The 20,328-nt window shown below is 71.5% G+C and carries 18 protein-coding genes; 12 read left to right on the top strand and 6 right to left on the bottom strand.

Annotation, left to right across the window (positions count from 1 at the left end):
• Positions 1–9: 9 nt before the first annotated feature.
• The 3 genes from AW273_RS34615 to AW273_RS34605 are packed head-to-tail and all read right to left on the bottom strand — an operon-like array spanning position 10 to position 4,128.
• Positions 10–1,143: a thiolase family protein gene (locus AW273_RS34615; protein WP_062357726.1), complete on the bottom strand. Its 1,134-nt coding sequence runs from the start codon at positions 1,141–1,143 to the stop codon at positions 10–12.
• Entirely contained in the window at positions 1,140–1,922 is a 783-nt protein-coding gene (locus AW273_RS34610; protein WP_062357724.1) for a crotonase/enoyl-CoA hydratase family protein, read from the bottom strand. Before AW273_RS34610 ends, AW273_RS34615 begins: the two co-directional genes overlap by 4 nt.
• Positions 1,915–4,128: a CaiB/BaiF CoA transferase family protein gene (locus AW273_RS34605; protein ID WP_062357721.1), complete on the bottom strand. Its 2,214-nt coding sequence runs from the start codon at positions 4,126–4,128 to the stop codon at positions 1,915–1,917. The genes AW273_RS34610 and AW273_RS34605 overlap by 8 nt, the downstream gene beginning before the upstream one ends.
• Positions 4,129–4,276: 148 nt before the next feature.
• Between AW273_RS34605 and AW273_RS34600 the strand changes: the two genes are divergently transcribed.
• Both AW273_RS34600 and AW273_RS34595 read left to right on the top strand, forming a co-directional pair.
• On the top strand, positions 4,277–5,191 hold the full coding sequence (locus AW273_RS34600) for a LysR family transcriptional regulator (RefSeq protein WP_062357720.1): 915 nt from the start codon (positions 4,277–4,279) through the stop codon (positions 5,189–5,191).
• A gap of 114 nt (positions 5,192–5,305) precedes the next feature.
• Positions 5,306–6,670: an MFS transporter gene (locus tag AW273_RS34595; RefSeq protein WP_062357719.1), complete on the top strand. Its 1,365-nt coding sequence runs from the start codon at positions 5,306–5,308 to the stop codon at positions 6,668–6,670.
• A gap of 36 nt (positions 6,671–6,706) precedes the next feature.
• Here the strand turns inward: AW273_RS34595 and AW273_RS34590 are convergent, their stop codons facing one another.
• Positions 6,707–7,624: an NADP-dependent oxidoreductase gene (locus AW273_RS34590; protein WP_062357718.1), complete on the bottom strand. Its 918-nt coding sequence runs from the start codon at positions 7,622–7,624 to the stop codon at positions 6,707–6,709.
• Positions 7,625–7,729: 105 nt separating this feature from the next.
• Between AW273_RS34590 and AW273_RS34585 the strand changes: the two genes are divergently transcribed.
• Entirely contained in the window at positions 7,730–8,407 is a 678-nt protein-coding gene (locus tag AW273_RS34585; protein ID WP_062357716.1) for a TetR/AcrR family transcriptional regulator, read from the top strand.
• Here AW273_RS34585 and AW273_RS34580 read toward each other — a convergent pair whose 3' ends face one another.
• A complete protein-coding gene (locus AW273_RS34580) occupies positions 8,408–9,616 on the bottom strand; it encodes a cysteine desulfurase-like protein (protein ID WP_062357714.1) in 1,209 nt (402 codons plus the stop codon).
• Between the two features lie 100 nt (positions 9,617–9,716).
• Here AW273_RS34580 and AW273_RS34575 point away from each other — a divergent pair, with 100 nt between their 5' ends.
• The 5 genes from AW273_RS34575 to AW273_RS34555 all read left to right on the top strand — a co-directional run bounded on the left by AW273_RS34575 (position 9,717) and on the right by AW273_RS34555 (position 14,225).
• A complete protein-coding gene (locus AW273_RS34575; protein WP_063910209.1) occupies positions 9,717–10,589 on the top strand; it encodes a BtpA/SgcQ family protein in 873 nt (290 codons plus the stop codon).
• 432 nt (positions 10,590–11,021) lie between these two features.
• Positions 11,022–12,269: a cytochrome P450 gene (locus AW273_RS34570; protein WP_062357711.1), complete on the top strand. Its 1,248-nt coding sequence runs from the start codon at positions 11,022–11,024 to the stop codon at positions 12,267–12,269.
• 16 nt (positions 12,270–12,285) lie between these two features.
• Positions 12,286–13,272 (top strand): aminotransferase class IV, encoded by a 987-nt coding sequence (locus tag AW273_RS34565; protein ID WP_062357709.1) that lies wholly within the window; start codon positions 12,286–12,288, stop codon positions 13,270–13,272.
• The gene (locus AW273_RS34560) at positions 13,269–13,856 is read left to right on the top strand and encodes a GTP cyclohydrolase II (protein WP_083950281.1); all 588 of its coding nucleotides are present in this window, start codon (positions 13,269–13,271) and stop codon (positions 13,854–13,856) included. Before AW273_RS34565 ends, AW273_RS34560 begins: the two co-directional genes overlap by 4 nt.
• A 9-nt stretch (positions 13,857–13,865) precedes the next feature.
• Positions 13,866–14,225 carry a non-heme iron oxygenase ferredoxin subunit gene (locus AW273_RS34555; protein WP_030457102.1) on the top strand — a complete coding sequence of 120 codons (360 nt, stop codon included), beginning with the start codon at positions 13,866–13,868 and terminating at the stop codon, positions 14,223–14,225.
• On the opposite strand, the gene AW273_RS34550 is transcribed toward AW273_RS34555, so the two are convergent.
• A complete protein-coding gene (locus AW273_RS34550; protein WP_232327739.1) occupies positions 14,209–15,390 on the bottom strand; it encodes a benzoate/H(+) symporter BenE family transporter in 1,182 nt (393 codons plus the stop codon). The two genes, AW273_RS34555 and AW273_RS34550, sit on opposite strands and share 17 nt — an antisense overlap.
• Before the next feature lie 167 nt (positions 15,391–15,557).
• Between AW273_RS34550 and AW273_RS34545 the strand changes: the two genes are divergently transcribed.
• From AW273_RS34545 to AW273_RS34530, 4 genes are read left to right on the top strand one after another with little or no spacing between them, the layout of a single operon-like run.
• Entirely contained in the window at positions 15,558–17,024 is a 1,467-nt protein-coding gene (locus tag AW273_RS34545; RefSeq protein ID WP_198168515.1) for a sugar ABC transporter ATP-binding protein, read from the top strand.
• Positions 17,021–17,971 (top strand): ABC transporter permease, encoded by a 951-nt coding sequence (locus AW273_RS34540; protein ID WP_062357704.1) that lies wholly within the window; start codon positions 17,021–17,023, stop codon positions 17,969–17,971. Before AW273_RS34545 ends, AW273_RS34540 begins: the two co-directional genes overlap by 4 nt.
• Positions 17,968–19,404: an FGGY family carbohydrate kinase gene (locus tag AW273_RS34535; protein ID WP_062357702.1), complete on the top strand. Its 1,437-nt coding sequence runs from the start codon at positions 17,968–17,970 to the stop codon at positions 19,402–19,404. Before AW273_RS34540 ends, AW273_RS34535 begins: the two co-directional genes overlap by 4 nt.
• A complete protein-coding gene (locus tag AW273_RS34530; RefSeq protein WP_062357699.1) occupies positions 19,401–20,303 on the top strand; it encodes a sugar ABC transporter substrate-binding protein in 903 nt (300 codons plus the stop codon). The genes AW273_RS34535 and AW273_RS34530 overlap by 4 nt, the downstream gene beginning before the upstream one ends.
• Positions 20,304–20,328 lie beyond the last annotated feature (25 nt).

Here is a 20,328-nt window from a genome sequence, read left to right as displayed (position 1 = left end):
TCGGTCTCCTTACCGCGCGCTGAGGATGAGCGTCGAGTGGTGGTCGAGCAGGCCGCCGTTGCCGCTGACCAGCACGAGGTCGTTGCGGGGCGCCTGCCGGTCGCCGCCCTGGCCGCGGGCCTGGACGACGGCCTCCGACAGCGGGGTCATGCCCCACATGTAATAGGAGGAAAGCTGGCCGCCGCCCGTGTTGACGGCCAGCGACCCGCCCGGCCCCAGGGCGCCGCTCGCGGCGAACGGGCCGCCTTCGCCCTTGGCGCAGAAGCCGTAGTCCTCCAGCGAGAGCAGCGCGGTGAAGGTGTAGCAGTCGTAGAGTTCGGCGACGTCGATGTCCGCGATGGTCGCCCCGGCCATCTTCAGGGCGGCCGGGCCGGAGATCGCGGCGCCGCTGACCAGGCCGAGCTGTTCGTCGTTCCCGGGATGGGTCTGGGCCCAGCCGAGGATGCGGACCGGCGGCTGGTTCAGGTCGGCGGCGCGGTCGGCGGTGGTGACGATGACGGCGACGCCGCCGTTGCTGACCAGGCAGCAGTCGAGCAGGTGGAACGGTTCGGCGATCCAGCGGGAGCTCTGGTGGTCGGCCAGGGTGATCGGGTCGCGCATCTGGGCCAGCGGGTTGAGCGCGGCCCACGCCCGCTGGGCGACCGCGATGTGACCGAGTTGTTCGCTGGTGGTGCCGTAAGTGCGCATGTGGCGGCGGGCGGCCAGGGCGTACATGGTGTTGGCGCTGTAGATGCCCGACGCCGCCGCCAGCCCCCGCCAGCCGGTGGTGGTCAGGCCCGCGTAGGCGGCGCCCGCTCCGGCACCGGGCTCCTTCAGCGGCGCGTCGGCGAAGACGCAGGCCACGACCGATGCCATGCCGGACATGACCGCCATCGCGGCGTACTGCACCATCGCGCCGGCCGACGACCCGTAGGCCTGCACCTCCGACAGCAGCCGCAGGTCACGCAGCCCGAGGTCGCGTTGCAGGCCGAGTCCGACGTCGCCGGTGATGCCGGTGTTGGTCAGCAGGCCGTCGACGTCGGCCAGGGCCAGCCCGGCGTCGTCGACGGCGAGGCGGACCGCGTCGGCGGCGAACTCCGGCGCGGTCCGGCCGTAGACCTTGCCCATCTCGGTGATGCCGAGCCCGGCGATCACGGCGTTCATCGGCCCTCCCACACCGGCGCGCGCTTCTCGGCGAAGGCGCGCGGGCCCTCTTTCGCGTCGGCGGACTCCATCACGGCCCTCGTCTCGGCCGAGGTCCGGTTCCACGACTCGGTCTCGCTCAGCCCCCGGGCGATCCGCTTGCTCGCCTGTACGGCCAGCGGCGCGTTGCCGGCGATCGACTCCGCCAGCTCGACCGCCGCCGAGACCACCTCGTCGAGCGGCACCACCCGGTTGACCAGCCCCAACCGGTGCATCTCGTCGGCGGGTACGTGCCGCCCGGTCAGCAGGATCTCCATCGCCACCTTCAACGGCAACTGCTCGACGATCCGGAACGCGCCCCCGGCCCCGGCGATGATGCCGCGCCGCACCTCGGGCAGCCCGAAGACGGCGGTGTCGGCGGCCACGACCAGATCGGCCCACAACGCGATCTCGGTGCCGCCGCCCAGCGCGAAGCCGTTCACCGCCGCGATCACGGGCTTGCTGATCGGATGGGTCACACATCCGGCGAATCCCCAATGGGGTTTCACGCCGTCGCCGTCGAACTCACCCCGGGCCACGGCCTTCAGGTCGGCCCCGGCGCAGAACGCCCGGTCGCCCGCTCCGGTGACCACGACGGCCCGCACCGCGGGATCGTCGGCCGCCTCGTCGAGCGCTTCCCCCACCGCGCGGGTGAGCGCGCCGTCGACGGCGTTGCGCACCTCCGGGCGGTTGAACGTGATCACCATGACATGGCCGCGGCGCTCCACCAGCGCGGCGGGCTCACTCCGTGTCTCATTCACCGTCGGGTCCTTCCAGTGCTCCGGCCTCGATCAAGGCCTCGATCTCGGATTCGGTCAGGCCGAGCAGCCGCGCGGCCACCTGCCGGGTGTGCTCACCGGCGAGCGGCGCGGGACGCAGGTCCGGGTCGGCGACCCGGGTGAAGGTGGCGGGCCCGTTCTCGGTCAGCACCACATGGTCGATGTACGTCTGGCGCATCTCCCGCAGGAACCCGCGTGCGGCCAGTTGGGGGTCGTCGGGGTACTCGGTGACCCGCTGCATCATCCCGGCGGGCACCCCGGCCGCCTGGAGCAGCGCCATCGCCTCCCTGGGCGGGAACCGTGAGGTCCAGGCGGCGACGTCGGGGCCGGTGAGCTCGTGCAGGGAACGCTCCTGCTCATCGGTCTGCGGGTCGGCGATGATCCATTCGTCGTCTCCGGCGCACGGGTACAGCCGCTCGAACGGGCCGGTGGGGAAGGAGCCCTCCAGGAACTCGGTGGAGAACTGGGTGATGATGGTCTCGGCCTGGGCGACGCTGACGGTGCCGCCCTTCCCGGTGCGCCGCCGCGCGATCAGCGAGGCGATGACGCCGACCGCGCCGACGCGGGCCGCGATGTGGTCGGGATAGATGGTGATCGCGTCGCAGAACCCGTCTTCGACGCCGTGGTCGCGCCAGAGCATGGTCAGCCCGGTCGAGGCGCGGACGAGCGGCCCGTAGCCCATCCGCCTGCTCCACGGCCCGGTCGAACCGAGCGCGCTGCTGTCGGCCATGACGACGCGCGGGTTGAGCGCGCTGATGACGTCGTAGCCGAGGCCGAGCGATTCGAGGGTGCCGGGCTTGAAGTTCGAGAGGATCACGTCGGACTCGGCGGCCAGCTTCTTGAACAGCTCCAGCCCCTCGGGGGAGCGCAGGTTGATCCCGGCGCTCAACTTGTTGCGGTGCCCCCAGGCGAAGCTGACGCTGATCTTCTCCCCGGTGAGCGACTGACGGCTCCCGTCGGGGTAGGCCCGGCTCTCGATCTTGATGACCTCGGCGCCCTGGTCGGCCAGGAGCCGGCCGAGCTCGGCGCCGACCACGATCACGCCCAGGTCGAGCACCCGCAGCCCCTCCAGGGGCCGGCGTCCGGCCGTCTCGCCGCGCACGGCCGGTGGCGTGGGCCTGGTCTCGGCGAACACCTCGTCGTTGTGCCGGCCGGGTTCCGGCGCCGGGCCCCGGAATCCCGCCCGCACGCCGTTGATCTCCAGATAGCCCGACGGCATCCCGTCGGTGAACGTGCCCCGCGCGCCGAAGTGGGGACTGTCCAGCACCTCGCGCGGGTCGAGCAGCGCCGCGATCGGCACGCCGCGTTCCTGGCCCTGCGCGACCAGTTCGTCCCGGGTCCGGTCGCGGAACAGGTCGCCGATGAGCTCGTGCAGTCGCGCGGAGGCGCCGAACCGGGCGCCCAGGGTGTCGTACTTGGGGTCGGCGAACTCGGCGGGCTCGCCGAGCCAGCCGAACATGCCCCGCCACTGCCGCTTGGCCAGCACGCAGATGCGCACGTAGCCGTCGGCGCAGCGGAAGATCGGATACAGGTTCCCGGCCTCGGGACGCCCCCGCGGCAACTCGGTCGCCGGCACGCCGCCGGTCGCCGATCCGCCGATCCCGTAACCGGGGTCCAGGACCTGCGCGGTCATCTCGTACACCGAGCAGTCGACATGGTCGCCCTGCCCGGTGTCGAGCCGGGCCAGGTAGGCCAGCAGGCCCGCCCACGCCGCCTGCACCGCGGCCGACTCGTAGGCCAGCGGACCGGGCGGCAACACCGGCGCGCGGCCGGGCACGCCCGAGCGGGAGAGCACCCCGCCCAGGGCGAGGTGGGTGGCGTTGGTCGCCAGCCAGTCGCGGTAGGGGCCGCTCTGGCCGAAGTCGGTGATCGAGACGACCACCAGGGCCGGGTTGCGGGCCATCAGCGCGGCGACGTCGAGCGTGCCCGGCCGTCCGGTCTCGATCAGCAGGTCGGCGCCCTCGGCCAGGTCGAGCAGCCGGGGATCGCCCGGCGTCAGGGTCACCCCGCGTTTGCCGGCGTTGTGGGAGGCGAAGTAGTGCGCCCGCTTCCGGGTCGGGGAGCCGCCGGGCGGCTCGACCCGGATGACGTCGGCCCCCAGGTCGGCGAGGAACCGGCCGCACATCTCGGCCTTGCCGTCGGCCAGGTCGACGACCCGGACCCCGTCCAGGGGACGGCCACTGGGCATGGTTGATCACCTCAAATCTCGCAGGTGGATGGCGTGAGGATGGCACGCGGCACTCCGGTGGGTAAACGTCCGAATCCGCAAGGTGACACGTTGCCGAATCCGCAACGTGCCGGTTGACGTGCCGTGACGCGCGAACCAGACTCCCGGCATGGACGTGCAGCAGCTCCGGTGTTTCCTGGCGGTGGCCCAGGAACTCCACTTCGGCCGGGCGGCCGAGCGGCTGCACCTGACCCCCTCACCCGTCAGCCGGGCTGTCCGCGATCTGGAGCGCGAACTCGGCGTCGCGCTGTTCGTCCGGCGCTACCACCAGGTCGAGCTGACCCCCGACGGGCAGGCGCTGGTCGATCCGGTGCGTGACGTCCTGACCCGGGTCGACGGGCTGAAGGCGCTGGTCAATGCCGCGCCGTCGGGCAAGGCCGTGGTTCGGGTCGCGGGCACCCACCTGTCGCCGCCCGTCGTCATGGACCGGCTGCTGGCCGTCACCGAGCAGGGCTTCCCCGGCCACGAGATCGAGGTCACCACCGCGCCGTCGGCCGAGCTGCTGCCGGGGCTGGAGCGCGGGGAGCTCGACCTGGCGCTCGTCCATCTTCCGCTCGACCGGCCCGGACTCGACAGCCTGGTGGTGGCCCGCTACACCTTCTGCGTGGTCGTCCGTGCCGACGACCCGCTGGCCTCCCGTCCCGACCTGTCCCTGTGCGACCTCACCCACCGGACCATGACGATCGGGCCCGTGACCGTGCAGCCGACCGCGATGAACCAGTTCCACCGCAGGCTGCGCGAGGCGGGCATCACCTCGCTGCACCGCATGCCCGACCACGACTCGGTGATGCTGGCCGCCCACATCCGCCGCAGCCACGGCGTCACGCTGACCCTGCACCCCCGCCACGGCGGCAGCTCCCACATCTTCGCCGACCCGGCGTTCGCGCTCATCCCGCTCCGCGACGATGTGGAGTTCCTGCTCGGCGTGGCCTGGTTGCGGAGCCGCGCCCAGCACGACGAGGTCGTCTCCGGGCTGGTCCGCGCGGCCCGCCGGGAGTGGGCCGGACACCCGCTGACGCTCTGACACGTTGCGTTTTCGCGCACGGGCACGTGCGCCGATCGGCGATGGCCACCCTTCGAAACGCCCGCCTATCGTCGGCGCACCACGTCCACCTGAACCTTGTGAGGTCGACACGTGATGTCCGCCACCCCCCAGCCGGCCGTGTCCGCGGCCGGTGTCAACGCCCGCATCGACGCGATGCCGAAGGTCGGGCTCAGCCGCGCGGCCTGGTTCGCGTTGATGCTCTGCTTCTTCTTCGCCAATTACGACATCTCCGTCCTCACCATCACGCTGCCCGCGATGCGCGACGCGTTCGGGCTCACCGGGGCCGAACTCGGCTACCCGATCACCTGGAACCTGGTCGGCTACTGCGTCGGCGCCTACGCCTTCGGGCACATCGCCGACCGGCACGGCCGCCAGCGCGGCCTGTTCCTGACGATCTCCGCGCTCGGCGTCGGCGGGCTGCTGACCGCCTTCTCCTGGGACGTCTGGTCGCTGACCTTCTTCCGGTTCCTCACCGGCTGCGGCATGGGCGCGGTGCTGGCGTTGTGCTCCGCCTACATCGGGGAGCTGGCGCCCAAGCACCAGCGCGGCGGTTACCTGTCGCGCCTCTACACGGTCGGGACCGTGGGGCTGCTCGTCACCGGGTTCGCCTCGCTGCCGGTGCTGAAGTTCGAGGGCGGCTGGCGCTGGCTGCTCGGGTTCGGCGCCCTCGTGCTGCTGGTGCTGCCGCTGGTCAACCGGCGGGCGCTGACCGAGTCGCCGCGCTGGCTCGTCACCGTCGGCCGGACGGCGGAGGCCGACGCGATCGTGCGGGACATGGAGGCCAGGGTCGGCGGGCCCGCGCCCGTCCTCGACCTGGCCGCCGAGGAACAGGCCACCACCTCCGAGGAGGAACGGGTGCCCGCGCGGGCGCTGTTCAAGGCGCCCTACCTGTCGCGCATGATGATCGTGCTCGGCTTCTGGTTCGTCTTCTACATCGCCATGTACGGCTACGCCAGCTACCTGCCCCTCATCCTCGAAGGCATCGGCATCTCCACCTCGGACGCGGTCCTGGTCAGCGTGCTGACGCGGGCGATGCCGCTGATCTCGGCGGTGGCCGCGATGCTGCTGGTCGAGCGGATGGAACGGCGGACGATGGTGGTCATCGGCACCCTGGTGTTCGCGGCCTCGCTGCTGCTCATCTCCCTCAACCTGGGGGAGGCGGCGGCCACCGCCGGGGCCCTGTTCAGCTCGTTCGGCATCGCGTTCATGGCCACGCCCGCCTACACGTACACGGCGGAGATCTTCCCGACGCGCGCCCGGGGCACCGCCTCGGCGATCGCCGACGGGGTCGGGCACCTCGGCGGTGCGGTCACGCCGTTCGTGGTGCTGCCGATTCTGACCCAATACGGCGCCCGTCCGGCGTCGTTCGCGATGGTGGCGCTGCTGCTGGTCGCGGCGGGGATCATCCGGCTCGGGGTGCGGACCCGCGACCGGGCGCTGTCGGACATCGCCGCCTGAGACCGGCCCGGCCTCCGGGGGAGGCCGGGAACGAGGTCAGGGGCGCACCCGGATGACGGTCTTGCCCTTGCGCCGCTCGGCCGGGTTGAGCGCGGGGATGGCGTCGCCGAGGGGCGCGACGGTTCCGATGTGGGCGCGAAGGCGCCCGTCCCGCACCCGGTCGACGATCTCCACCAACTGATTCGGGACGGACTCGACGACGAAGTCGACCGCCAGCCCGTCGGCAGGGCGGGCCTCGACGGGCCCGACCACCGACACCAGCGTCCCGCCCGGCCGGATGATGCTCGCCGAACGCCGTTGGACGTCACCGCCGATGACGTCGAAGACCAGGTCGACCCCGCCGATGTCGCCGAGATCCTCGTGGTCGAGGTCGAGGAACTCGTTCGCGCCGAAGTCGAGCGCCGCCTGGCGGTCCGCCGCCCGGCCGGTGCCGATCACGTAGGCGCCGGACTCCCGCGCGAGCTGCGTCACCACGGATCCGACCGCGCCGGCGGCGCCGTGTGCCAGGACGCTCTGCCCCGCCCGGAGACGACCGTGCCGGAACAGGCCCTGCCAGGCGGTCAGGCCGGAGATCGGCAGACCCGCGGCCACCGTGAAGTCGACGTCACCCGGCAGCGGCGCGAGGTTGCGCGCCTCCACGGCCGCGTACTCGGCCAGCGTTCCGTCGCGGTGCCAGTCCGTGATGCCGAAGACCCGCTGTCCCAGCGAGAGTCCCGTCGTGCCGTAGCCGAGGGAGGAGACCACTCCGGCGAACTCGTGGCCGATGATCGCCGGGGCGCGATCGTGACCGGAGCGATCGACCCACGTCGAGGGCCACTCCCACTCCGCGGGGACGAAGCCCGACGCGTGGACTTCGACGACGACGTCGTTGATCGCCGGCGTCGGCTCGGGCCGCTCCGCGAGTGTGATCCCGGCCGCTTCCGCGGCCTGGTCCATCGCGACGATCGCCTTCATGGGTGCCTCCCTGTACGCCGTTTTTTGGGCTTTCCAGCCCACTAACGCCAGCCAACACGACGCAACTATGGGCTGTCAAGCCCAATCTGGGTTATCGTGCGTGTCATGGAAGCCACCACGGAAGCTCCCGTGCCGCAGAGACTCACGAACAAGGGGCAGGCGACCCGGGCCCGCATCCTTGAGCACGCCGCCGAGCTGATCTACACCAAGGGCGTGCACGCGACCAACAACGAGCAGCTCCGGCGCGCGGCAGGCATCAGCGGTTCACAGCTCAACCACTACTTCCCGACCAAAGAGAGCCTTGTCCTCGCGGTCATCGAGTGGCAGGCCGAGCGCGTCCTCGCCTTCCACCGCAGTGAGCGGTTCACCCACTTCGAAAGCCTCGACTCGCTGCGGGAATGGGCGGGCTTCTACGTCGCCTACGAGCGCTCCTACCAGGAAGGCTGCACCCTCGGCTCGCTCGCCGCCGAGATCATCAAGACCGATCTTGACGTTCGCGCGGAACTCGCGAACGCGTTCGAGCAGTGGAGGAACATCTTCCGAGACGGACTCGAACGGATGCGGACCCTCGGCCGCCTCGACGCCGAGGCGGATCCCACCCGGCTGGCCTGTCTCCTGCTCGCCGCCTTTCAGGGCGGCATGCTCCTCGCCCAGGTCGCCCGTGACATCACCCCGCTGAAGGAAGCCCTGCGGGCAGCCATCGACTACGTGCAGACATTCGCGGTGCCGCCCGCCGCGGGCGCACTCGACGATGCGAGCGGGCGTGAGCCGGGCCCGGTGTGATCATCCGCTGGTCAGGTCTTCCAGTGCGTTGAGCAGGCGGTCCACGTCCGATCTGTCGTTGTAGTGCACCAGCCCGGCCCGTACGCCGGACCCGGCGTCGCGGATGCCGAAGGCCTGGGTCAGCTCCCAGGCGTAGCAGTGCCCGTCCCACACGTTGATCGCGCGGGCGGCCAGATATTCGGCCACCTGGTGGGGGGTGTGCCCGGCGACGGTGAAGTACGCGGTGGCCGTGCGCCGCCGGGGCGAGCCGACCAGGCCCACGCCGGGCAGCGCCGACAGGCCCTTGAGCAGGTGGGCGAGCTCGGCCTGCTCGTGGGCCTCGACCGCCGCCATCGAGGCGAGCAGCCGTTCCCGCCGGGTGCCGGTCGCGTCCGGGTCGAGCCCGGCCAGATGGTCGACCGCGGCGGCCACCCCCGCCAGGTCGGCGAAGGGCAACGTGCCCGTTTCGAACCGGTCCGGCACCTCCGCGGGCGAGGAGGCGAGTTTGTCGGGCGAGAGCCGTTCGAGCAGTTCGGGGCGGGCGGCGACGGCGCCGATGTGCGGCCCGGACCACTTGTAGGAGCTGGTCGCGTAGAAGTCCGCGCCGAGGGCGACCATGTCGATCGGGCTGTGCGGGGTGGCGTGCACGCCGTCGACGTAGGTCAGCGCGCCGACGGCGTGGGCCCGCTCGGTGATCCGCCGGACGTCGGGCATGGTGCCCAGGATGTTGCTGGCCGCGGTGACGGCGACCAGTCTCGTGCGGTCGGTCACCAGTTCGTCGTACTGCCCGGCCGGCAGTTCCCCGCTCGGCACCTCGACGGCCGCCCACCGGATCCGGGCCCCGGCCCTGGTGGCGGCCTGCACCCAGGGCCGCACGTTCGCGTCATGGTCGAGCCGGGAGACCACGATCTCGTCGTCCGGCCCCCAGTCCTTCGCCAGCGTGTAGGCGAACCGGTAGGTCAAAGTGGTCATGTTCGGGCCGAACACCACGCCGCCCGCGTCACCGCCGACCAGGTCCGCCACGGCCTGACGCGCCCGCGCGACGATCTCGTCCGACCGTGCGCCGGCCGGGAAGGCGCCGTGCGCGTTGCCGATGCCCTCGGCGTAGGCGGCGGCGACGGCCTCGATCACCGGCCGGGGCACCTGGGTGCCGGCAGCGGCGTCCAGCCAGGCGTATCCGTCGGAGAGGGCGGGATAAAGCGCGCGAATCCGCGCGACGTCGAGGCTCATGCCACCACAGTCTCCCGGGTCGTTCCGCCGTACGGTAAGAGGGCGACCTCCCATGGCCGCTGGCGATTCCCTCATGCCCGGGTTAACCTGACCGGGAATCATGGCGGATATCGGCACCACCTCGACTGATCGCGCCGGCGACGCGGAGCGGCGCGGTGACCTTGAGCGGCTGTTCGGGCGGCGTTTCGCGCTGATCGGGATGATCCATCTGCTGCCGCTTCCCGGCTCGCCGCGGTTCACCCCGGAACAGGGGATGGAAGCGGTCGTCCGGCGGGCGGTCGAGGAGGCGCGGGTCCTCGTCGACGCCGGCTTCGACGGGCTGATCGTCGAGAACGGCTGGGACATCCCCTTCCTCAAGCCCGACGACATCGGTCCGGAGACCCCGGCGGCCATGGCCGTCGTCACGGCCGAGGTCGCCCGGGCGGTGCGGGTTCCGCTGGGCGTCAACTGCCTGGCGAACGCGGTCGACCGCTCGCTCGCCGTGGCCGTGGCCGCGGGGGCCCGGTTCGTGCGCTCCAATCAGTGGGTCAACGCCTACGTCGCCAACGAGGGCCTGGTCGAGGGACGGGCCGGCCTGATGACGCGCTACCGGCGTGCCATCGGCGCCGACCACGTCACCGTGTGGGCCGACGTGCAGGTGAAGCTGGGATCACACGCGATCACGGCCGACCGCTCGCTCACCGAGCAGGCCAAGGACGCCGCCTGGTTCGACGCCGACGCCCTCATCGTCACCGGCAGCCGGCTCGGCGACGCACCCGCGGCCGATCATCTGCGGACGATCCGCGCGGCCACCGAGCTGCCTCTGGTCGCGGGGTCCGGGGTGCGGGTCGAGAACCTGGCCGAGATCGTGCCCCACACCGACGGGGCCATCGTCGGCAGCTCGATCAAGTCGGGCGGCGCCTGGCACGGTCGCATCGACCGGGAGGTCTGCGAGCGGATGTGCGCCGAGCGTGACGCCCTGGAAAATCTCTGAATTCCAGCTATACGTTTTCGCTATCACATGGTGATACGGCCGTTGCAATGTCGTAGCACGCCTCTTATATTTACGTGGTCGTGCGACATTGATCTCCTTGCCGCGAATTCTGCGGCAGGTGTTCCGGCGTCGATGGTGACGCGAGTACCAGGCAAACGTGGGGACTTCCCGAGCCGCTGACCAGGGCGAGCCGGCAAATTTGGGCTGCCCTAAAGTGTTAAAGGAGCAATCATGAGGCCATTTCGGTACGCCCCGGTTGCTGTCGTGGGCGCCGCCGCCCTCGCATTCGCCGCGAGAGCCGCGCGCACGGTTCTCGACCGCAGATTTTATGAGAGACAGGGCGTTCTGTTCACCAAGACCTACCCTTTCATCGGTTCCGAAACCGATGTTTCGGGGCTCATTGGCCGGAACAGAACACGTGACTATCTGTATTTGGACAAGCCGGCCGCCGACTTCGTCGGCAGTATTCGCGGCTTCGACATCCAGCTCTACGCGGTCAACAGGCAGACGACGGAGGTCCTGGTCAGCCCGGCGATAACCGGGAAGTACATCGACCGGGACACGCCCGCGCTCTATTCGTTCGGACAGTTGTCGCCCTCGGCGATGACGTTCCAGAAGATCACCACCCCGCATTTCGGCGACCGTAAACGCAATCTCGGCAAGGGCTTCGACCAGGAACGCGTCACCGACATCTCCCGCCGCCGGGCCGCCGAGATGTGCGCCGCCTTCGACGTGGCCACCCCGCTCGATCTGAAGCGCGTCGCGGGTGACTACACGCGCGAGGTCATGGGCGAGTTCGTCTGGGGGCGGGACGCGATGGCGCTCCGGGTGCCCTACAAGCACCCCGAGGGCCACGTGTCGAAGGTCCCCTTCATGTTCGCGCTCAACGAGACGTTCACGGGCCTGCGGTTCTACTCCAACCGTTTCTGGAACCGGGTCCACTTCCCGATCGCGACCTGGCCGGTCACCCGCGAGGCCCGGCGCCTGCAGCACAACATCAGATCACTGCAGAACCACCTGGCGAACGTGCTCAAGGGCAGTCCCGGGCCCGGCACGGTCTGGGAGCAGGTCGCCGCGGGCAACACCAAGCTCGGCATCCCCGTCGAGATCACCCGTGACGACCTGCTGACCGCCTCCATCGCCGGTCTGGACACGGTCCAGAACACCATCCTCGCCACCCTGTGGTACGTGTTGTCCCCCGAGAACCTGAAATGGCGTGAGGCCATCGCGACCAGTACCGGCGAGGCCAAGGACGAGGTCGTCGAGGCATGCGTCAGCGAGTCCCTCCGCCTCAGCCCGCCCGGATCGGTGATCAACAACATGGTCGTCGACGACCTCGACATGGAGGTGGAGGGGCGCAGGTACCTGCTCAAGCGGGGCACCCGCGTGATGCCCAACATCCACGCCCTGCACGCCGACTACGGCGCCGCCTGGGAACCGGAGCGTTTCCTGCACATCGAGAAGGGCGCCGAGCCCTACGTGATGCCCTTCGGCAAGGGCCGGCGCAGTTGCCCCGGCCGCAACCTCGGCATGGTGATGGCCAAGAACTTCGTCAGCGAGTTCGTCACCGCCCACCCCGAGGCCCAGATCGGCAACGCGCAGGACAAGGACATCATCTTCAACAACCTCTCCCAGGCCCAGTTCATCGCCGTGCTCGGCACCTGCCCCGTCCCGCACTAGAGAGGTGGTCACCCGCATGGCCGACCTGTGGCTGCCCACGGTCGCGGTGTCCCGGTTCGACGGCACCGGGTACGAGAGTCCGGCGCTGACCTCGAACCAGGTCGGGGGCCTCGCCGAGTTCGGCGCGGACGCGATCCAGTTCGGGTTCTCGGTCTTCGAGGGGATGCGCGCCTACGTCGCCGATCCGGACTTCCACGTCTTCAGAGCCCGCGACCACCACGAACGGCTGCGTGGTTCGTGCGCGGCGCTCGCCCTGCCCTGCCCTCGGTACGAGGTCTTCGCCGAGGCACTCGAACAGGCGGTGCGGGCCAACTGGGACGGCCGCGCGACCCGCCTCTACCTGCGGCCCGTCGTGTTCGCGGCGGGTGGTGACGTCATGCCGCTGCAGAGCGACAGATACGTCTTCGTGGTGCTCGTGAAGACGTTCGACCCGGCCCCGGCCGACCTCGGCGTGCTCGTCGAGGAGACCGTGCCGCGGACCCACCCGGCGTTCGCCGCCGTCAAGACCGCCGGCAACTACACGAGCTCCGGGCTGGCGATGCGCGGAGCCCGCGAGGCGGGCTGCGACACGATCCTGTGGCTCGACGGCGCCGGCAACCTGCAGGAGTGCACGACCATGAACGTCTTCGTGTGCCTCGGCGGCCGGATCATCACCCCGGAGACCGGCTCGCTGCTGCCCGGCATCACCCGCCGGACCGTCCTGGACCTGCTGGCCGCGATGGGGGAGCAGGTGGTCGAACGGGACATCCCGCTGTCGGAGGTGTCGGACGCGCTCGCCCGCAAGGAGGAGCTGAGCCTGTTCACCACCTCCACCGCGCTCGGGATCCGGAAGGTGGGGCGCCTGCGGCTGGGCTCCGCCGACCACGTGCTCGACGCGAAGGAACCGAGCGCGTGGACCCGCATGACCGAGCAGTACTCCCTGGTCACCGAGCGGTTCACCGAGGCGGCCGAAGACTTCCCGGCGATCATGTCGCGTTCCCACCGATGGATTGGATCCAAGTGATTGTTCTGCTGGCGCAAGGACCGTTGCACACGCGGTACGGCGACTTCACCGAATACCTCTTCTACGACGGCCGGAAGGAATCGATCGCGATCGTCAAGGGAGAGATCACCGGCAAGGAGGGAGTGCTCTGCCGGGTGCACTCACACTGCACGACCGGGCACGTCTTCAACGGCATCGAGTGTGACTGCCGTGAGCAGATGGCCATGGCGCAGGACAAGGTCGACCAGGACGGCACCGGCATCATCATCTGGCTCGACCAGGACGGCAAGGCCAACGGCCGGATGGCCGAACTGCTCACGGCCAAGCTGAGGGACGAGGGCGTCGCCCAGACCGAGGCGTACGCGCGGATCGGATTCCCCCGGGACGCGCGCTCGTTCGAGCCGGCGGCGGCGATCCTGCGCTACTTCGGCGTGGGCTCGGTCACGCTGATGACGAACAACCCCGGCAAGGTCGGCGGGCTGACCGAATGCGGCATCACGGTGGCCGGCACGCTGAATCTGGCGTACGTGCCGGAGGACAACCCGCTCCTGCGGAAGACGTACCAGGACAAGGTCCGCTACCAGCACCACACGATCGAGATCTGAGGAGGCGACATGTCCGCGGCCCCGATCAGGGTCTGCGCGGTGTCCGACCTGTCCGTCGACCAGGGTCACCGCGTCACGTCCGTGTCACCGCCCCTGGCGGTCTTCCTGACCTCCGACGGCACGGTCCACGTGCTCGACGACATGTGCACCCACCAGAACGCCGCGCTGACCGACGGATGGGTCGACGACTGCATCGTGGAGTGCCCCCTGCACATGTCGCGCTTCGACCTGCGCACCGGAGAGGTGGACGCCCGGCCGGCCGAACTGCCTGTCCGGGTGCACCGGGCCGAGGTCGTCGACGGCGAGGTCTGGGTGACGTTGTCGGAGCAGGCCCCCAACCTGCCGCCGGGGGTCAGGGCCCGCTCGTGACGGCCGGCCGGAGCAGCCGCCGCATCAGCAGGCCGGCGACCAGCGCCCAGAAGGCCGAGCTGACCCCCGCCAGCGTGGTGCCGGACGCGGCGACCAGGAAGGTGACGACCGAGGCCGTCTGCTCGCCCGGCGGGTGGGGACCGCCGGGTCCGGCGACCGCCGAGGTCAGCGCGTGGACCAGCGTCCCGAGCAGGCCCAGGCCCGCCACGGTGCCGATGACCTCGGCCGGGGCCACGGCGAGGAAACTGAGCAGCGCCGTGGTCCCGGCGGCGATGCCCAGATAGGTGACGCCGAAGGCCTGGGAGGAGAGCCAGCGCCGGGCGGGGTCGGGATGGGCCTGCGGGGAGGCGGGCAGCGCCGCGCTGATGGCGGCGAGGTTGACGGCGTGCCCGCCGAACGGCGCGGCGAGCATGCTGCCGAGCCCGGTGACGCCCATGGTCGCCCGCCACGGGACGTGGTAGCCGAACGAACTCATGATCGCCACACCGGGCACGTTCTGGGCGGCCATCGTGACGACGTACAAAGGAAGCGCGATCCCCGCGATCGCGGCCCAGCTCAGTTCGGGCGTCGTCAGGGTGAGGGAGGGCAGCCACGGCCCGTGCAGGCCGTCACCCCGGACGGCGAGCACGCAGACGACGACCACGGTCGCGCCGAAAGCGGCCGGGATCGCCCACCGAGGCGCGGTCACGGTCACGACGACCCAGGTGAGGAGGATCGGGGCGACCTGCCAGGGGTGGGAGGCCAGCCCTTTGACCGGCATCAGGCACAGGGCGAGCAGGACGCCGGCGAGCATCGCCTGCGCGATCGGCGCCGGGATCGACGCCACCAGGGCGCCCAGGCGCGGCCAGAGCCCGGTGAGGGCCACCAGGGCGCCCGCGAGGAGGAACCCGCCCACGGCGGCCGGCCATCCGCCCTCGACCACCCCCGCGCTCACCAGCACGGCGGCGCCCGGCGTCGACCAGGCGGCCGTGATCGGCATCCGGTAGCGCCGGCTCAGCACCAGGGAGACCAGCCCCAGCGAGGCGCAGAGGGCGACCAGCCCCGAGGTCGCCTCGGCCGGGGCGGCGCCCACCGCGCGCAGGCCCGCCAGGACGGCCGCGAAGGTGCTCGTATATCCGATGAAGGAAATCGCGATTCCGGTCACGACCGGCTGTCCCCGCTCCACTCGCGGAACGATAACCGATTGAGCCGAAATGGTCAGAGAAAGCCGACCCCTATTTCGGCAGAAACGCGTCCTTGACATGATCGGCGGCCGCGTTCACTGTATGGGCTGGCACCGCAGTGGACCGCCATGGGAGAACTGTGAAAGTTGCGAAGTCGCCCGCACTCCGGGTGACAGGTTTACGCCACGCCTATGGCCGCCATATCGTGCTCGACGGCGTCGACCTGGAGATACCGGAAGGCGAAGTCCACGCGTTGCTCGGCGAGAACGGCGCCGGCAAATCCACCCTCATCAAGATAGTGAGCGGCGCCCTGCGCCCCTCGGCCGGAAAGGTCGAGGTGCACGGCCGGGGCCTCGCGGGAGTCGCCGGGGCACGAGGCGCGGGAGTCGTCACCGTCCACCAGAACCTGGGACTGGTCGACGACCTCGACGCGATGGAGAACATGTACCTCGGCCGCCCCTATCCCCGGCGCGGCCTGTTCACCGATCGCGCGGCGGCCCGGCGGCACACCGCCGACGCACTGGCCGCGCTGGCCCCCTCGACCCCCCTCGACGTCCCGGTCCGGCTGCTGTCCCCGGTGCAGCGGACCGCGATCGCACTGGCGCGGGCCCTCGAACAGGAGCCGGCCGTGCTCATCCTCGACGAGCCGACCGCCTCCCTCACCGCCCACGAGACCGAGGTGCTCTTCGGCGTCGTGCGCGAACTTCGCGAACGCGGCACGGCGATCATCTACGTCACCCACCGCATGGCCGAGGTCTTCGAGTTGTGCGACCGCGTCGTCGTGCTGCGCGACCGGCGCGTGGTCGCGCGGGTGCGCCCGGCCGAGACCGATCCCGACGCCCTGGTCGCGCTGATGACGGCCACGGAGGCGGGCCAGGCCCCGCCTCGGCCGCCGCGCCCGGCGGGCGAGGTCGTGCTGGGCGTCGACGGGCTCACCGGGCACCGGGTCGGGCCGATCTCGTTCGAGGTGGCGCGCGGGCAGGTCGTCGGCGTCGCCGGGCTGGGCGGCAGCGGCCGGAGCGAGTTGCTGCGCCTGATCGGCGGGGTGCAGCGGTCACGCGCGGGTCAGGTGCGCTGCGGAGGGCGGGCCGTGCGGCCCGGTTCCACGCGGGCGGCGCTGACCGCCGGGATCGCCCTGGTCGGCGAAGACCGGCAGCGTCACTCGATCGTCGCGTCCGGCTCCGTCCGCGAGAACCTCTCTCTGGGGAGCCTGACCGCGCTCAGCGGCGGCGCCGGCCTCATGCGGCGCCGCCGGGAACTGGCCCTGTACGAGGAGATGACCACCCTGCTGCAGATCAGGGCCGCCGGCCCCGAGCAGCCGATCGGCGAGTTGTCCGGCGGCAACCAGCAGAAGGTCGTCCTGGGCCGGGTGCTCGCCACCCGGCCGCAGGTGCTGCTCCTCGACGAACCGACCGCGGGGGTCGACGTGGCGGCCAAGCAGGCGATCCGATCGCTGATCGGCGACCTGGCCGCCCGGGGCGCCGGCGTCGTGGTCGTCAGTTCCGACCTGGGCGAGTTGTTGTCGCTGGCCGACCGGATCCTGGTGCTCGTCGACGGCCGGTTGGCCGCCGACCTCGACCCCCGGGAGGCGGACGAGTACACCGTCCTTCGACGTTGTTACGGAGGGAGCGCATGACCACCGACGCCGGTGCACGGCCGGCGCTGCGCCGGCTTTCCGGTGCGCCGCTCGGCCTGCTGGCCCTGATCGCCCTCTTCACGATCCTGCGGCCCACCGTCTTCCCCGATCCGGGCAACCTCAGCAACCTGCTGGAGCACATCGCCGTCCTCGCCATCGTGGCCTGCGCGCAGACCGTGGTCATGGCGGTGGCCGACTTCGACCTGTCGGTCGGCGCGACGGCCTCGTTCAGCGGCGTGATCGCCGCCCAGCTTCTGATCGCCGGCTGGCCGACGATCGCCGCCGTCGCGGCGGCGATCGCGACCGGCGTCGTGATCGGCCTGGTCAACGGGTGGCTGGTGGCCTACCTGAACCTGTCGGCGTTCGTCGCCACGCTGGCGACGATGACCGCGCTGGCCGGAGGCTCGCTGCTGCTGACCGACGGCTCGACGATCTTCGGGCTGCCCGGCGACTTCCTCCTCCTCGGCCAGGGCAGGCCGCTGGGCGTCCCCGCCGTCGTGCTCATCGCGATCACCGTCGGGGCGGTCATCTGGTTCCTGCTGTCGCGCACCGCCCAGGGCCGCCGCTGGCACGCCGTCGGGGGGAACGCCGAAGCCGCCGCGTACGCGGGAATCGACGTCGGGCGGACCAGGCTCCTGGCCTTCGTCGTGTCGGGAGCCGGGGCGGCGCTGGCCGGGCTGCTGCTGGCCAGCAGGCTGGCCTCGGCCCATCCCACCGCCGGCGACCCGCTGATGCTGACCTCGATCGCCGCGGTGTTCATCGGCCTGACCGCCGCGCAGGCCGCCCGCCCCGGTGTCGTCGGCACGCTGCTGGGGGTGGTCGTCCTGGGCGTGCTCGACAACGGCCTGAACCTGCTCGACGTGAACCCCTACGTCCAGCAGATCCTCACCGGGCTGATCATCGTCGTCTCGGTGGGCCTGTCCCGCCGCCGAGGGCGGCGCTCGTGATCGCGGGCCTGGACGTCGGCACGAGCGCGGTCAAAGCGCTGATCACCGACGCCGAGGGGCGGATCGTCGCGCACGGCCAGGCGTGCCATCCCACCCACCGGCCGGGTCCCGGCCAGGTGGAGCAGGACCCGGACGACTGGTGGCGCGCGGCGGCCGAGGCGCTGGCCCGGTGCGGAGCCGCCCGGGACCGGGTCACGGTCCTGGCCGTCACCGGCCAGATGCAGGATCTGATCTGCACGGGCCGTCCCGCGATCCTCTACAGCGACACCCGGGCCGTCGCCGAACACGACGAGGCCGTGACCCTGCTGCCGGGCGAGTGGCCCCGCGTCGCCGACAACGAACCCGACGCGACCAGCCTCCCGGCCAAACTGCTGTGGTTGCGGCGGGCCGAACCCGCCGTCCTGGCCGCGACCGAGATCCTGCTGATGGGCGCGGCGGGCCACATCGTCCGCCGGGCCACCGGGATCGCCGCCTGCGACCTCACCACCGCCACGACGACCGGCCTCCTCGACGCCGGCCGCCGCACCTGGTGGGAGCCGGCCGTGACCCTGCTGGGCCTCGACGGGCTGCTGCCCCCGCTGGTCGACGGCCACACCGTCACGGGGGAACTGCGGAGCCGCGACCTCGGCCTCCCCACCGGCATCCCGGTCGTCCTGGCACCGGGCGACGCCGCCGCCACGACGATCGGCGTCGTCGGCGCCGACCCCGGCCGCGCCTACGCCTACCTGGGCACGAGCGGCTGGCTGGCCGTCGTCACCGACCGTCCGGACCGCCCGGACGCGACCCACCGCCTCGCCCTCCCCCAACCGGGGCACACGCTGCTGATCGGCGCCCTGCTGAACGCCGGATCCGCCGCCGATTGGGCCCGCGCGACCTTCCTGCCCGGCTGCGACCCCGCGGCGGCCGACACCTTGGCCGCCCGCCACGGTCACTCCGGACTCATCGCGCTCCCCTCGCTGGCCGGTGAACGCTACCCCGTCCGCGACCCCGACGCCCGCGGCGTCCTGATCGGCCTCACCCCCTCGACGACCCCCGCGCAGATGTACCGGGCCATGCTGGAAGGCGTCGCGCACGTGTTCGGCGCCCTCCTGGACGCCCTGCCCGTGGCGGCGGGACCACTGCCGGTGTGCGGCGGAGGCGCCGCCTCCGGCCTGTGGCTGCAGATCATGGCCGACGTCACCGGACGCCCGATCGTCGCCGTGGACGCCGCCTACTCCGCCGCGTTCGGCGCGGCGTCCTGCGGCCTGCGGGCGGTCACCGGCGCCCCGCTCCCCGCCCTCGCCGCGACCTCACCCGGCAAGCCGGTGGAACCGGGCCCCGACGCCCCCGCACACGCCCCGCTCCACCAGGTCCACCGGCGGCTCCACGCGGCGCTGGCCCCCGCGTTCGCCGCGCTCGCCCGCTCCAGCCGAGGAGGCACCCCATGCGAATGAGGCATCTGTTGACCGCGGCCGCCCTGGTGCTGGCCTCCTCCGGTTGCGGCGCCGGCGCCGGCCAGGCCCCGGACGGCCCCGCCGTCTCGGTCGTCACCCCCTACCTGGCCAACGCCGCGACCAAGGACGTCGTCGACAAGTTCACGGCCATCGGCGAGCAACGCGGCTGGAAGGTCACCGTGACCGACACCGCCGGCGACTTCAACATGCTCAACGACAAGATCCAGAGCGCCGCCGCCCGCGAACCCAGCGCCATCGTGCTGGCCATGGGCGACCCGACCCAGCTCAGCCTGGGCCTGAAGGCGGCCACCGACAACAAGGTCCCGGTCTTCGCCATCGACGCGGCCCAGGCCGACGGCATCGCGGCCAACGTCACCTCCGACAACGCCGACCTGGGCCGCAAGAGCGCGCAGGCGCTGCTGGAGGCGATCGGCGGAAGCGGCGAGATCGCGATGTTCGGCCACGACCCCCACCCCGGCGTCCGCGCCAGGGCCGCGGCGGCCCGCGCGGAGTTCGACAAGGCGGGCGTGACCGTGGTGACGGTCAAGCACGTCCCGGTCCCCGGCCCCGTCGAGGGCGCCAGAAAACTCACCACCGACCTCCTCGCCGTCACCCCCGGCCTCAAGGGCATCTGGGCCGCCTGGGACGAACCGGCGCTGGGCGCGACCCAGGCCATCACGCAGGCGGGCCGCACGGGGATCTCGGTCGTCGGCGTCGACGGGCAGGATTTCGCCCTGGCCGAGATCCAGAAGGCCGGGCCCTTCTACGCGACGGTTAAGCAGGACTGGGACTCGGTGGCGCGCAAGGTCGCCGACCTCATCACCGACCAGCTCGCGGGCAAGGCGCCGGCGCAGCGCGAGTTCGCCCTCCCGGGCACCACGGTCACCCGGACGACCTGACCGAAAAGGGCCCGGCGCGGCTGAA

It is taken from the genome of Herbidospora yilanensis, from assembly GCF_001570565.1.
Taxonomy (GTDB): domain Bacteria; phylum Actinomycetota; class Actinomycetes; order Streptosporangiales; family Streptosporangiaceae; genus Herbidospora; species Herbidospora yilanensis.
This window is presented reverse-complemented; position numbering and strand designations above follow the sequence as displayed.